This is a genomic window from Niabella aquatica, from assembly GCF_054779315.1.
Genome location: NZ_BAAGYM010000015.1, coordinates 17,622 through 32,771, shown reverse-complemented (window position 1 = coordinate 32,771; position 15,150 = coordinate 17,622). Strand labels below are relative to the sequence as shown.

Here is a 15,150-nt window from a genome sequence, read left to right as displayed (position 1 = left end):
CCGCCTTTTATTTTCCTAAAAACTACTGTTTACGGTTTCCCGTAATTTATTGGGGTAGCGCTTGTTTATTTTAGCATCAGTTACTGCTAAAATAAATGTCCTCGATATGGAAAATGATTTAAAATTAAAGCTGGAACAACTGCACCAGAGGGTAGATGCATTAAAAGACCAGATCAATACTGAAGAAGCCACCAAAAATGCTTTCGTAATGCCGTTTATACAGATAATCGGTTACGATATTTTTAATCCAACAGAAGTTATTCCTGAATTTATCTGTGATATAGGGACCAAAAAAGGAGAGAAAATAGATTATGTGATTAAGAAAGACAATGAACCCATTTTAATCATCGAGTGTAAACACTGGAAAGAGAATGCAGATGCGCACAACTCCCAGTTGCACAGGTACTACCATGTTTCCAAATCCAGGTTTGGGGTATTAACCAACGGCCATGTTTATAATTTTTATGCAGACCTGGAACGGCCCAACATTATGGACGATAAGCCTTTCTTTACTTTAGACCTTTCCAACCTGAAAGACGCTAATATCAAGATACTTGAAATGTTTACGAAGAATGGCTACAGCCTCGAAAGTATTTTAGATTCGGCAGAAGCGCTTAAATACATTAAGGCTATACGTAATGAATTTGAGAAGGAGCTCGGGGAGCCGTCAGACGACCTGGTAAAACTTTTGGTAAACAGGTTCTTTGAGAAGCCGTTGACCGCATCCCGGTTAGTTACTTTTAAAGAATATACCAAAAGGGCCATATCTAACTCCATCAGCGAGTCTATCAGCTTCCGGCTGAAAAATGCTTTAAGCATCAATGAAAAAATTCCTTCCAGGCAGGAGAATGAGGAAATGGATCCTATTGATGAAAATACTGATGCTCCTAAGTTTATCACTACTGAAGAAGAAATAGAAGGGTCACAAATCATAAAAGCCATTTTAAGAGAAGTGGTATCGGCAGCGCGGATTGCTTTTAGAGATACACAATCTTACTTTGGTATTCTGCTGGACGATAATAACCGGAAACCACTGGCGAGGTTACACTTCAATTACACCAAGAAGTACCTGGAGCTTTTTCATAAGGGAAAAGACAACGGGGAGAAAAGACTATTAGCATCCCTTGACGATATTTATAAATACAGGAAAGAGTTGTTGGCGACAATCAATAACTATCAGCAAAAAATTGAAACAGAGGAGGCCTCCAATGATAGATAAAGTATATTATGGAGAAAAGCTTTTTGATCCGAGGTGGATTGAGAAAAGAAAGCGCATTTTACACAGAGACAATAACCAATGTACTATATGTGGTAAGTCAGAAGGAAAACTGCATATTCACCATAAACAGTATCATTATATAAAGCGACTACAAAAACATGCCAACCCCTGGGATTATAACGATAGCCTCTTAACCACACTTTGTGAAAGTTGCCATAGCCGGGGCCATTACAGGTATAAAATACCCTTCAAATACATTTAATATTTTTTACGCAAAAAAAGAATTAACACAATGGGACTTTTCAACTTTTTCAAAAAGAAAGCACCAACTTCTATACAGATGCCAGACGAAACAAGGAGTACAATACTTCCTGAAATAAAAGAGGAAGATTTTATTGATGATTCGGAGCCGGCAGAGGAAAGCACTTCCACATATTCGGTAGAATTTGGATCCAAATTGCCAATTGATATTATTTATGGCTTTTTGAAAGAAGACTATGAAAATAAAGCGTACAATGATGCTTTAACGAATCCAGATAAATCTTACAAAGAAACAAACCTGGCAATCGTGCGCAGCAATTTGGAAATAAAGTTCAAGCAGGTGTTTTTGAAATATGAAGATATGCTACGCGAGATAGATTTTCATATTCATTCCCGTAGCCAGGCAGGTTTAACAGATATAGTTGAACTGCTAAAGTCGAAAAGAAACACCTACGAAAAGCATTTGGAAGAGTTACAAACTATGAAAGAAGATTTGGACAAAGAAGAAATATATATGATGGGTATTTTTAAATCGTACGAAGTAGGATTTACCCGCGGGTTGGCCTCCATATCTCTGCATAACTTAAAAATTGACAACAGTTTATGAAAATCAATTGGTGGACCAAAACAGGTTGCTTGATAACCGGATGGAATTATGAGATATTGGGAACCTGTACAGAGGCGAGCAGGAAGCAGCTAAAAAAATATTCTTCAGCGATTTTAATATTGATCATTCTTTGGGCCTTGATCGGGTATTTATTTGCCCAAAGGTATGTAGGTGCTCCCTGGTGGGGATGTATAATAGCTGCTGTTATTTTTGTTATTATCATTGTACAAATTGAGCGACAGATTATCCTTACTGTGGGAAAAAATAAATGGCTCGGCTTGTTCCGCTTTGTTATTGCTTTTATTATGGCGATACTGGGGTCGGCTATTCTGGACCAGATTATTTTCAAGGATGATATTGAGAAGAAAATGATCCAGATAGTAGACCGGCAGGTGAATGAACAATTACCTAATCGTTTAACAATTATTGATAAAAAGCTACAGGAGTTGCAGATCGAAATAGATTCGCTGGACCGGAAAAACCTGGAACTTTATGACGAGATATCCAGACGTCCAACTATCCCTACAGTTTCCAGAACAACCACAACGACACAAATGAAGCAAGCAGACGGAAGTAGTATTACCAGACCTCAAACTACTATTTCAACTACGCCAATTCCCAATCCAAAGGTGAAAGAGGCAGAGGTTAATACCCAGCATTTAGACGAGCTTCGAAAGCAAAAGGAAGCATATACACAACGTAAAATGCAGGCAGAAACGACTTTGAGGCAGGAGTTAAAAACTAAACAGGGTTTTCTTGAAGAACTAAATGCAATTATAGAAATTTTGGCGGAACGAAAAGTCGCCCTTTTCTTCTACCTGATTCTCTTCGGTTTTTTAATGTTTTTGGAATTATTTGTTGTTGTAAGTAAGATTGGAGATACCAAATCTGACTACGATCTGGTTGTGGAACATCAATTAAAACAAAAAATCAGAACATTAGATCAACTGGTAAAATAGCAATAGAAGGAAATTAAATCACTATCCGGTAAATGTTTAATCAGCATTAGCTAATCAATCAGGCGGTAATATAATTACGACAATAGCCAATAGCATTCAATTAAAATAAACTCTTACTTTATGGCATGGAGTTACAGGCGGAGGATAAAAATAATCCCGGGTGTACATTTAAACTTTAGTAAAAGTGGTATTAGTACATCTATTGGTGTTAAAGGCGCCAGTTTAACTTTAGGTAAGAAAGGAGCTTATTTAAACTCAGGCATTCCCGGATTAGGTATTTACAATAGGCAAAAACTTTCTGGAAGCAATAAGCCCGGTATAGATATAGCTCCGGAAAACTACAATCAACCAGCGCCACAATTAAATGATGCGCCCAATTTAGCGGTTGACAATATTTTTAGTGCTGATCCTCAGGAAATTACTTCCCAGGATATGCAAGGGGTTAAGGAAGCCATACTTGCAGCTCATGCACAAAGAATATTACTGAATAACGATTTACAGGACGTTCAAAGAGCCTTGTCCAAATCAAAAAATAAACTAACGGTTAGTTATCTATTTCTTTATGGACTGATCAAAAAGTCGATTTCACAAAAGATAAAGGAAAATATTTCCAGCCAAAAAATTGCAATTATTAAAATTCAGGAGGAAATTGAAAATAGTGCGGTTCGACTTGATTTTGAGTTTGAAGACGATTTTCTAAAAAGCTATAGTGGCGTCGTGGACTGTTTTAAAAGATTGTGCACTTCCAATAAAATTTGGGATGTAACAAGTGCTTATAATCAAGACAGAGTTATTGCTAGATCTGCCGCATCAACCATAGTAAATAAAAAAATGGTCCGGCTTGACATAAAAGCAATTCCTGATATTAAGTCAAACTTTAATCCACTATATTTTCAGAATGGTAATGGAGCAGACATATACTTTTATCCAAACTTTATTATTGTGTATTCGTCAAGGCAGAAATTTGCAATCATAGGGCTGAATGAACTATTGTTTAATTTCACACCAGTCCGCTTTGTGGAGACCGGAGCAGTTCCAAACGACAGCAAAATTATCGACAGAACATGGGCTAAAGTTAATAAAAATGGAACTCCGGATAAAAGGTTTAAAAACAATTATGAAATACCAATTGTGCGTTATGGTAACATTTCGCTTCAAACTCCAACCGGATTAAATGAGGAATATGAATTCAGTAATTATGAATATGCAGAAACCTTTGCCAACGCATTTTTGAATTACCAGCATGCAATCAAAACGTTACGAAATATTTGAATGATGAAACAGAAGTTTCCGCTCTGATGGGATCTTCGGCTTTCCTACCCGAACAAACATATTCTCTGTTGCAGTTTCCCGTAAAAGCAACATGCTACCCGCATATAAATTTGTATAAAGCAAAATATAATACTATATATAATGAATCGGATTTTTATATTACTACTGCTATCATTTTTCACCCAGGTTTCCTGCGCCCAAAGGGCAGTAAAGCACGTAATGAAAACTACAGACGGTGCTACTGTAAAGCTGTACAACGACTACACCTGGGAGTACAGCAGCTCGCCTTCCACTTCTTCGCGCAGTTCAGATACCGATAATTCCTCCTATAGTTCTGGCGTTGTTAGCAGCAGTAAAAAAAGCGGTACCGTTAAAAAGAAAACCACAACCCGCAAATCTGCTGGTGGCCGTGTTTATTACCGCGGGCCAAGAGGCGGCTGTTATTATTACACTGCTGGAGGTAGTAAAGTATATGTGGACAGGAGTTATTGTAATTGAGAGGAAATATTTTTTAAGGATTTGGAAGCGCAGAGCCTGCATTTTTTGTAACTTTATAGTATTAACTAATATACTTATAACGCTTAAATTTGCCTATGAACTCTGCTGCACACCCTAACAAGATACACGAAGGACGAAATGTAAAACGCTTCCGCGAAATGCTGGGCATAAAACAGGATGCATTGGCTTACGAGCTGGGCAGAGCCTGTCCTGAGCATAGCGAAGGAACATGGAACCAGCAGAAAATATCTTTATTGGAGCAAAAGGAAACAATTGATGTTCCCTTACTGCAACAGATTGCTGAGGCTTTAAAAATACCCGTGGAGGCTTTTCAGAATTTTGATGAGGAGCAGGCAATTAATCTGATTTCCAACAATGCTACTTTTGAGAATTGTCAACAGCCTGCATTTTTTAATCATCATCCTGTTTTCAATCCAATTGAAGCTGTTTTAAAAATGCATGATGAAAAAATGGCGCTTTATGAACGCATGTTGAAGGAAAAGGATGAGATGATGGCGAAGCTGGAGCAATTGATTGAAAAGAAATAATCGGAGGAAAACCTTTCTCAAGATTCGAAAATGATCACGTTGCTGGCCCTGTACTACAAATAAAACACGTTCAACACCAATTGTTTAAATAAAATCTCTTTAAAAAAGATTGCTAACCTTGTTAATTAACTTATAAGTGAATACCTTTGCATTAGAAGTATGAGATGATGAAGGATTAAAATGCACTTTTTATACGGTTCGTAAAAGCGATGCCGGAGAAAGTGAAACAGATCAATTCTTTAATAAATATGATCAGTTACCGGAATATAAGCCGGCTGTTCAGCAGTTGTTGAGTTTTATACTGGATAGTATTGGCGATGATCATGGTGCTATTGATGTTTTATTTAACAGGTTTGAGAATGAAGTAGTAGGGTTGCCTAATATAAGTAAAGTACGGGTTGGTGAAATTGTATTTTGTTATTCGGGTTTTCCGCTTCGCCTTTATGCTTTAAGAATCAAAGACCGGAAAGATCTGGTGGTGTTGTTTAATGGAGGTATAAAATCAGCTCAAACTAATCAACAAAGCGGCAGTTTAAATATCAAATGGAGGGAAGCCTGTCGGTTTGCAAAACGTATAGAAGAAGCAATAAGTACCGGGGAAATAATTGTTGATATAAAGAACCGGAAATTAATAGCATCCGATAACAGCGGTGAAATTATTTTATAAATTCAATTAAAATGAAAAGCAAGGTTGCAAAAAGGATACAGGAGGAAACCCAGGAAGAAGTGCGCATTTTTGTTCGACAATATACGGATATTGTCGTGCGTGTTAATGAGCTGCTGCAGCAAAAAGGCTATACACAGAAGGAGCTTGCCGAGCGCATGAATAAGAAGCCATCAGAAATTAATAAATGGTTAAAGGGAAATCACAACCTTACACTGAAAACAATTGCCAAACTGGAGGCCGAATTGGGTGCGCCCATTATTGAAGTGAGGAAAGCCTCGTAGAGAAAATAAATACACATTGAATTTACAGAACAGCTCCCGGATAACGCCCGGGGATCAACGCTCCGGGAACGGGGCGTTTCGCGTTTTGGGGGTGAAATAAAAATGCCCCGCAGATAGGCGAGGCGCTAAATGTTTTCACAACGGAATAATCCTTATTGTGAATTGCTTTCAGGTACAAATATAAAACAGTGTTTTTATTAATCAATACGGAAACCCGTAAACAACAGTAATATTTAATCTTAATTTTATTGGCAATAAATTGATACTGTTATGAGCAAAACGATTCTTGGACTTGATTTGGGAGCCAACTCAATAGGGTGGGCACTTATCCAGAACGATTTCGAAAATAAAGAAGGAAAAATACTCGGAATGGGCAGCCGGATTATTCCAATGACACAGGATATTAAAGATGAATTCGGGAAAGGAAATTCTGTATCCCAAACTGCAGACAGAACAAGATTCAGAAGTACACGCCGTCTGCGGGAACGCCATTTATTACGCCGTTACCGCCTGCACCGGGTATTGAATGTGCTTGGTTTTTTACCCGAACATTACGCGAATGAGCTTGATTTTGAAAACAGGTTGGGGCAGTTTGTGGAGGAAACGGAGCCCAAAATTGCCTGGAAGAAAAATAAAGAAGGAAAATTTGAATTCCTTTTTCAGCAATCTTTCCATGAAATGCTGGAAGATTTTAAAGCCAACGGCCAGGATATTAAAACACCTTATGACTGGACGATTTATTACCTGCGTAAAAAAGCCATTACCCATAAAATAAGTAAAGAAGAATTAGCATGGCTTATCTTGAATTTCAACCAAAAACGTGGATACTATCAACTGCGTGGTGAAGAGGAGGAAGAAAAAGCCAATAAACTGGTAGAATTTTATTCCTTAAAGGTGGTGGACGTGGTTCCTGATCCGGAGGTTAACAGGAAAGGAGAGATATGGTATTCTATACATTTGGAAAACGGGTGGATTTACAGGCGATCGAGTAAAATTGATTTATATGACTGGAATAATAAAATCAGGGATTTTATTGTAACGACAGAACTAAACGATGATGGCTCTGTAAAAACGGATAAAGAAGGGAACGAAAGAAGAAGTTTTCGTGCGCCTGGTGAGGAAGACTGGACATTGATTAAGAAGAAAACAGAACAGGATATTGAACACTCCGGTAAAACCGTCGGCACTTATATATACGAAAACTTACTGCTCAATCCTAAACAAAAAATAAAAGGCAAATTAGTCCGTACAATAGAACGTAAGTTTTATAAGGAAGAACTGGAAACTATACTTAAAAAACAAATTGAACTACAGTCGGAATTATTTACCGATGATTTATACAGTGATTGCGTCAGGGAATTATATCGAAATAATGAAGTGCATCAAATACAATTGAGTAAACGGGACTTTGTGCATTTGTTTGTGAATGATATTATTTTTTATCAGCGTCCTTTAAAAAGCCAAAAGTCATCCATCAACAATTGCGCCCTGGAGTACCGCGTTCATAAAGCAAAAGGTAAAGACGGAAAAGAATTTGATAAGAAGGAATACCTGAAAGCCATTCCGAAATCGCATCCGTTATATCAGGAATTTCGCATTTGGCAATGGATGTATAACCTGAAAATTTTTAGACGGGAAGATGAGGCGGATGTTACGCAAATTTATATTAATAGTGATGAAGATAGGGTTCGCTTATTTGATTTTCTGATGCAACAAAAAGAGGTTGATCATAAAAATATTATCAAATATTTATTGGAACCGCAGGGTTTGAAAGGAAAAAATTTGACGACAGAAATTTCGAAATACCGTTGGAATTACGTGTATGATAACGAAAAGGATGAATCGAAAAAATATCCGATGAACGAAACAGGGTATGAGTTACGGAGAAGATTGGCCAAAGTTGAAAATATTCCTGATGATTTTCTCACTACGGAAAAAGAGCTTCAATTATGGCATCTCATTTATTCAGTTACAGATAAAGTTGAATTTGAAAAAGCATTGCACTCCTTTGCTGCTAAACATCATCTAGACGAAAATTCTTTTGTCGAAAATTTCAGAAAATTTCCGCCGTTTAAAAGTGAGTATGGTTCTTTTTCTGAAAAGGCGATTAAAAAACTGTTGCCTTTAATGCGTACCGGCAAATATTGGAATTGGAAAAATATAGACCTGCCAACGCAAAAAAGAATTGCGAACATAATAAATGGAGAGTTTGACGAAACCATCAAAAACCGGGTACGTGAGAAAGCAGTTCAAAATCAATTGCAAACGGAAATCGATTTTCAGGGATTACCGCTATGGCTGGCACAATATGTAGTTTATGACCGGCATTCAGAAGCTGAAATTACGGGCAAATGGCAATCAATAGAAGAGCTTAAAAAATATCTGGAAGAATTCAAACAACACTCATTACGCAATCCGATTGTTGAGCAGGTAGTGATGGAAACTTTGCGTGTGGTGGGAGATATTTGGGAGAAATACGGCAGCGGTAAAAAAGATTTTTTCAATGAAATTCACGTAGAACTCGGCCGCGAAATGCGTAATACTGCCGAAGAGAGAAAACGATTGACTGCTATCGTTTCTGATAATGAAGCGACCAACTTAAGATTGAAAGAGCTTTTGATTGAGTTAAAAGAAAATTCAGACGGTAAACTGAATGTTGAAAATGTACGTCCTCATTCACCAATGCAACAGGAAGCGTTGAAAATATTTGAAGACGGGGCTTTGAGTACCTACGATGTGCCGGATGATATTTTAAAGATCAGCAAAACAGCACAACCATCCAGATCTGAATTGCAGCGATACAAGTTGTGGCTGGAACAGCGTTACCGGTCGCCTTACACAGGCAAAATAATTCCGTTGGGTAAACTATTTACATCTGAATATGAAATAGAACATATCATTCCGCAGTCGCGATATTTTGATGATAGCTTTAGCAATAAAATTATTTGTGAATCGGCAGTTAATAAACTGAAGGATAAACAACTGGGGCTTGCATTTATAAAAAAACATTCTGGCGAAATTGTACAGGATGGCGATAAGCAATTTAAAGTGCTTACAGAATCGGAGTATAAAGATTTTGTCAAAAATCATTATTCCAAAAACCAGTCCAAGAAAAGAAAACTTTTACTTGAAGAAATTCCTGATGCCATGATTGAGCGGCAACTGAATGATACACGTTACACCAGTAAATTTATTTCTAATATATTGTCAAATACTGTACGTAATGAGGGCGGAAAGGATGAAGAATTCAGAAGTAAAAATGTACTGCCCGGTAATGGTAAGATCACCCAAACACTTCGTCAGGATTGGGGATTGAATGATATTTGGAATGAATTGATACTTCCACGGTTTGAAAGAATGAACCAGTTGTCCGACTCAGACCAGTTTACATCCAAAAATACTGAAGGAAAAACTATTCCAACTGTACCATTGGAATTGTCCAAAGGTTTTCAAAAAAAGCGTATCGACCATCGACATCATGCATTAGATGCCTTGGTGATTGCCTGTGCAACCAGGGAGCATATTCAATACCTGAACAATGAAAATGCCAAATCTCAAAAATATCACCTTCAGATGGGGCTTGCACAAAAACTTCGTAAAATGGAAACGATTGAAGTATCCAAGTGGAAGAAGGCTGATAATGATGTTTGGATCAAGTCTGAAGAGAAAATAGAAAAGCGAGTGCCAAAAGACTATTTAAAACCGTGGGAAACCTTTACGCAAGATACCAAAGCTCAATTGGGCAAAATAGTGGTGAGCTTTAAACAAAACGTTCGTGTTATCAACAAAACGAGTAATAAATATGAGAAGTTTGTAGAAAAAAATGGAAAGATAACCAGTGAGCTTGTTTCTCAAACCAAAGGAGATAGTTGGGCTATCCGCAAACCGATGCATAAGGACACTGTTTCCGGAAAAATTGATTTACCACGGATAAAAGTTCCTAAAGGAAAGATGCTTACGGCAACAAGAAAGAATGTCGATTCTTCATTTGATTTGAAAATCATTGAATCTATAACTGATACAGGCATTCAAAAGATATTGAAAAACTACCTCGATTTCAAAGGTAATAACCCAGAAATTGCATTTTCACCGGAGGGGTTAGAGGAAATGAATAAAAATATAGCTCAATTTAATGACGGTAAGGCGCATCAGCCTATTTATAAAGCCCGCATTTTTGAGTTGGGAAGCAAGTTTGCGCTTGGAGAAACAGGTAATAAGAAGCACAAATATGTTGAAGCGGCAAAAGGGACGAACCTGTTTTTTGCCGTTTATGCAGATAATGATGGAAAAAGATCCTATGATACGATTCCATTGAATATTGTTATCGAAAGACAAAAGCAAGGTTTAGGCTCTGTGCCTGATACTAATGAAAAAGGACATCAGTTATTATTCTACTTATCTCCTAATGATTTGGTGTATGTGCCTACAGAAGACGAAAAGGAAGGAGATCATGGGATAGATTTCAGTAAGTTGTCGAAAGAGCAAGTAAACAGGATTTATAAAATCGTTAGTTTCACTGGGAACCGGCTATATGCTGTTCCCGTATCTGTAGCAACCGTTATTGTGAATAAATTTGAATATACGCAATTGAACAAAATTGAATTTATAAAAGATAAAGAGCTATGTTTCAAACTTGACGTGGATAGATTAGGCAACGTTTCAAAAGCATAAACTCATGCTTCTTTTTTCAACATATTATCACATCTATAACCACGCCAATGGCGATGATAATCTATTTCGGGAAGAAGAAAACTACAATTTCTTTAAAAAGAAATATCATCAGCATATTGACCCAATAGCTGAAACCATTGCCTGGTGCCTGATGCCGAACCATTTTCATCTGCTGGTAAAAATAAAAAGCGAAGAAGCGGTAGCATCAACTTTTCTAAAGTTCGGAACTTTAGAAAAGTTTGAGCAGCGCAGCGCTTTTTTAAGTAAACAGTTTTCTAATTTTTTCAGCAGTTATACTCAATCGTTTAATAAAGTTTATAAGAGACGTGGCTCTTTATTTATAAAGAATTTTAAAAGGAAGGAGGTGACCGATGATGCTTATTTGCGTAGTCTGATTCTGTACATTCATCTTAACCCTGTTAAACATGGGTTCGTAAAAGAAATGAGCAGTTGGCCCTGGAACTCATGGAAGACATTCCCCAATACCTATCCTGGGTTAACAGAACAGCTATTTACAAATCTCGAACAATACAATACCTTACATCAAGACAAGCAAATCTATTTCGAGGAATATAAGAAACTGGAGAACGACCTAATTTAAGCTATATGATCAAACGCACCCTATACTTCGGCAACCCGGCTTATCTCAAAACCAAAAACGAACAACTTTTGGTAGAGCTGGCCGATACCGGCGAGGTAAAAACAGCCGCTATCGAAGATATAGGAGTGCTGATCTTAGACCATCAGCAGATCACTATTACGCACAGCGTTATTGCCAAATTGCTGGCCAATAATGTGGCATTGATCACCTGCGATGATATTCACCTGCCTACCGGACTGATGTTGAACTTAGACGGGCATACGCTACAAAGCCAGCGCTTCCAGCTGCAGATAGAGGCTTCGGTACCGCTGAAAAAACAACTATGGCAGCAAACCGTAATAGCTAAAATTACCAACCAGGCTCATTTGCTGGCCCAATATCGTATTGCTAACAAAATATTGCTGAACCTGGCCGCCCGGGTAAAAAGCGGGGATGCGGATAATTGCGAGGCCCAGGCGGCCAACTATTACTGGAAAAATGTATTTCCCCTGTTCCCCGGCTTCAAGCGATTCCGGGAAGGAGAGCCGCCGAACAATTTATTGAATTATGGATACGCTGTTCTGCGGGCTATAGTCGCGAGAAATTTAATTGGCAGCGGGTTATTGCCTACCCTGGGCATTTTTCACCGTAACCAGTACAATGCCTATTGCCTGGCAGATGATATCATGGAGCCTTACCGGCCTTATGTGGATAAAGTAGTGTGGGAAATAGTGCGCACAAACGGCAAATTTTTGGAAATGACCCCTTCCATGAAGCAGCAGCTGTTAAGTATTCCGGCTATGGATGTAATGATTGGCGAAGAGAAAAGTCCGTTGATGAACGCGGTACAACGTACCACGGCAAGCCTGGCCAAATGTTTTGAAGGGAACAGCCGTAAGCTGTTGTATCCTGTTCTGCCATCGTCATTCAGTTAAAATGAATTTTGAACGGTTAAATGCTTATCGGATTATGTGGGTGATTGTTATGTTCGACATGCCTACCGAAACCAAAGCGGACCGCAAACGTTACGCGAAATTCCGGAAGCAGATACTGGACGACGGGTTTAATATGTTCCAGTTCAGCATGTACATCCGTCATTGCATGAGCCGTGAAAATGCTGAAGTGCATGTACAAAGAGTAAAAAAGATCCTGCCACAAAAGGGCCATATCGGCATTATGTGCATTACCGACAAGCAATTCGGACAAATGGAGATATTTAACGGTAAGGAAGCAGCAGAAGCCCTGGTGCCGGCACAGCAATTAGAATTATTTTGATATGAAAAGAGTCGATTGGTTTATATAAAAAGGAGGAAATACGATAAAAAAACGGGCGATTTAGCCCGTTTTTTTATGCTGTTGACAACCTGAAATCCTTTGCTGTTAAGGGTTTGGTCAAAACGCGTTGTCAAAGACCAAAGTTAATTTGAAATTGAAAGCAATTCACAACAAGTAGAACCGACTTTTTATCTTACCCAACGTTGTCAAAGACCAAAGTTAATTTGAAATTGAAAGCAATTCACAACCATCCGGTGGTTGACTATTTGCAAACTTTAGTTGTCAAAGACCAAAGTTAATTTGAAATTGAAAGCAATTCACAACCCGTTTTTGGGTTTGCCATACATGAGGACAGTTGTCAAAGACCAAAGTTAATTTGAAATTGAAAGCAATTCACAACTAGTGCTGCTGCTTCCGTCATTGTAAGCTCGTTGTCAAAGACCAAAGTTAATTTGAAATTGAAAGCAATTCACAACTAATGGGAACTTCTTCACTGACGCCATCGTGTTGTCAAAGACCAAAGTTAATTTGAAATTGAAAGCAATTCACAACATTCTGAATCAGAATCGTATTTAGAATCGTGTTGTCAAAGACCAAAGTTAATTTGAAATTGAAAGCAATTCACAACTGATGGATTATAAAGAATTCGAAGAGAATGGTTGTCAAAGACCAAAGTTAATTTGAAATTGAAAGCAATTCACAACGCCATGGGTTAATAACACAATCAGGCATTAGTTGTCAAAGACCAAAGTTAATTTGAAATTGAAAGCAATTCACAACAAGCTGTTTAAAAAGGTCTTAAGGAAAACCGTTGTCAAAGACCAAAGTTAATTTGAAATTGAAAGCAATTCACAACCTATTTGGGCACTTATAGACAGACCGTCACCGTTGTCAAAGACCAAAGTTAATTTGAAATTGAAAGCAATTCACAACTGGGAAGACTATGAGCTCGAAAAAGCTTTTAGTTGTCAAAGACCAAAGTTAATTTGAAATTGAAAGCAATTCACAACATTCTGAATCAGAATCGTATTTAGAATCGGTTGTCAAAGACCAAAGTTAATTTGAAATTGAAAGCAATTCACAACCATGTACTGCGTCAATGATGTATTGACCGAGTTGTCAAAGACCAAAGTTAATTTGAAATTGAAAGCAATTCACAACGCATGTTAGCCAGTCATTGGATTAAATTTTGTTGTCAAAGACCAAAGTTAATTTGAAATTGAAAGCAATTCACAACCAAAAAACTCTTGGTGGTACTATCACTGGCGTTGTCAAAGACCAAAGTTAATTTGAAATTGAAAGCAATTCACAACCAGTTTCGCTTCAAATGTGATTATTTGACTGTTGTCAAAGACCAAAGTTAATTTGAAATTGAAAGCAATTCACAACACGCCGGATTAAGCAGGCAAACGGTACTACGTTGTCAAAGACCAAAGTTAATTTGAAATTGAAAGCAATTCACAACTGAGATGGTAGATGTGTTAGATGGGAAGCCGTTGTCAAAGACCAAAGTTAATTTGAAATTGAAAGCAATTCACAACACCAAAAAGATTAAACTGTACGACAAAGTTGTTGTCAAAGACCAAAGTTAATTTGAAATTGAAAGCAATTCACAACCTTTTGAGCAGATACACGAAAACAGGGCCCGTTGTCAAAGACCAAAGTTAATTTGAAATTGAAAGCAATTCACAACTCTGCAGGCTTTGGATCAGCATTTGGCGCGTTGTCAAAGACCAAAGTTAATTTGAAATTGAAAGCAATTCACAACCAGGAATTCCGGATTAACAATACTAATTCGTTGTCAAAGACCAAAGTTAATTTGAAATTGAAAGCAATTCACAACACTACGACTTGCATCTATTGGTGTAGCTGAGTTGTCAAAGACCAAAGTTAATTTGAAATTGAAAGCAATTCACAACATCCTGCAGCTCATGCACTTGAAGGCATACGTTGTCAAAGACCAAAGTTAATTTGAAATTGAAAGCAATTCACAACCGCCCGCTTCTGTGATATATGGAATGACTAGTTGTCAAAGACCAAAGTTAATTTGAAATTGAAAGCAATTCACAACATATTCCGCAGGGAATGTAGAAGAATGGAGTTGTCAAAGACCAAAGTTAATTTGAAATTGAAAGCAATTCACAACCTGATAGCTTCTAATCCTGCAGATTTGACAAGTTGTCAAAGACCAAAGTTAATTTGAAATTGAAAGCAATTCACAACACGTAGACACATTATAAGTCTGTGGAATCCGTTGTCAAAGACCAAAGTTAATTTGAAATTGAAAGCAATTCACAACCTATTATTGAAAC

General features: G+C 37.6%; 13 protein-coding genes and 1 CRISPR repeat array. All 13 genes read left to right on the top strand.

All coding sequences use genetic code 11. From position 1 onward, the window contains the following. The first annotated feature begins 106 nt into the window (after window positions 1-106). Window positions 107-1,219 carry a type I restriction endonuclease gene (locus ACYVBM_RS12685; RefSeq protein WP_460686037.1) on the top strand — a complete coding sequence of 371 codons (1,113 nt, stop codon included), beginning with the start codon at window positions 107-109 and terminating at the stop codon, window positions 1,217-1,219. Further along, on the top strand, window positions 1,209-1,481 hold the full coding sequence (locus ACYVBM_RS12680) for an HNH endonuclease (protein WP_460686036.1): 273 nt from the start codon (window positions 1,209-1,211) through the stop codon (window positions 1,479-1,481). Before ACYVBM_RS12685 ends, ACYVBM_RS12680 begins: the two co-directional genes overlap by 11 nt. Window positions 1,482-1,559: 78 nt before the next feature. Beyond that, a complete protein-coding gene (locus ACYVBM_RS12675; protein WP_460686035.1) occupies window positions 1,560-2,087 on the top strand; it encodes a hypothetical protein in 528 nt (175 codons plus the stop codon). Further along, the gene (locus ACYVBM_RS12670; protein ID WP_460686034.1) at window positions 2,084-3,046 is read left to right on the top strand and encodes a DUF4407 domain-containing protein; all 963 of its coding nucleotides are present in this window, start codon (window positions 2,084-2,086) and stop codon (window positions 3,044-3,046) included. The genes ACYVBM_RS12675 and ACYVBM_RS12670 overlap by 4 nt, the downstream gene beginning before the upstream one ends. Window positions 3,047-3,166: 120 nt before the next feature. Continuing rightward, a complete protein-coding gene (locus ACYVBM_RS12665; RefSeq protein ID WP_460686033.1) occupies window positions 3,167-4,318 on the top strand; it encodes a DUF4236 domain-containing protein in 1,152 nt (383 codons plus the stop codon). Between the two features lie 141 nt (window positions 4,319-4,459). Then, a complete protein-coding gene (locus tag ACYVBM_RS12660) occupies window positions 4,460-4,816 on the top strand; it encodes a DUF3157 family protein (protein WP_460686032.1) in 357 nt (118 codons plus the stop codon). A 95-nt stretch (window positions 4,817-4,911) separates the two neighbouring features. Continuing rightward, window positions 4,912-5,364 carry a helix-turn-helix domain-containing protein gene (locus ACYVBM_RS12655; RefSeq protein ID WP_460686031.1) on the top strand — a complete coding sequence of 151 codons (453 nt, stop codon included), beginning with the start codon at window positions 4,912-4,914 and terminating at the stop codon, window positions 5,362-5,364. 286 nt (window positions 5,365-5,650) lie between these two features. Next, a complete protein-coding gene (locus ACYVBM_RS12650) occupies window positions 5,651-6,031 on the top strand; it encodes a hypothetical protein (protein ID WP_460686030.1) in 381 nt (126 codons plus the stop codon). Window positions 6,032-6,042: 11 nt separating this feature from the next. Then, the gene (locus ACYVBM_RS12645) at window positions 6,043-6,312 is read left to right on the top strand and encodes a helix-turn-helix domain-containing protein (protein WP_460686029.1); all 270 of its coding nucleotides are present in this window, start codon (window positions 6,043-6,045) and stop codon (window positions 6,310-6,312) included. A gap of 270 nt (window positions 6,313-6,582) precedes the next feature. Then, a complete protein-coding gene (cas9, locus tag ACYVBM_RS12640; RefSeq protein ID WP_460686028.1) occupies window positions 6,583-10,983 on the top strand; it encodes a type II CRISPR RNA-guided endonuclease Cas9 in 4,401 nt (1,466 codons plus the stop codon). Window positions 10,984-10,987: 4 nt separating this feature from the next. After that, on the top strand, window positions 10,988-11,584 hold the full coding sequence (locus ACYVBM_RS12635) for a transposase (RefSeq protein WP_460686027.1): 597 nt from the start codon (window positions 10,988-10,990) through the stop codon (window positions 11,582-11,584). A gap of 5 nt (window positions 11,585-11,589) precedes the next feature. After that, window positions 11,590-12,498, top strand: coding sequence for a type II CRISPR-associated endonuclease Cas1 (gene cas1 / locus ACYVBM_RS12630; protein ID WP_460686026.1), 909 nt, complete (start codon window positions 11,590-11,592; stop codon window positions 12,496-12,498). A 34-nt stretch (window positions 12,499-12,532) separates the two neighbouring features. Then, a complete protein-coding gene (gene cas2 / locus ACYVBM_RS12625; RefSeq protein WP_460686025.1) occupies window positions 12,533-12,838 on the top strand; it encodes a CRISPR-associated endonuclease Cas2 in 306 nt (101 codons plus the stop codon). 126 nt (window positions 12,839-12,964) lie between these two features. Beyond that, window positions 12,965-15,137: direct repeats of the CRISPR family, unit length 46 nt; unit sequence GTTGTCAAAGACCAAAGTTAATTTGAAATTGAAAGCAATTCACAAC. Window positions 15,138-15,150 lie beyond the last annotated feature (13 nt).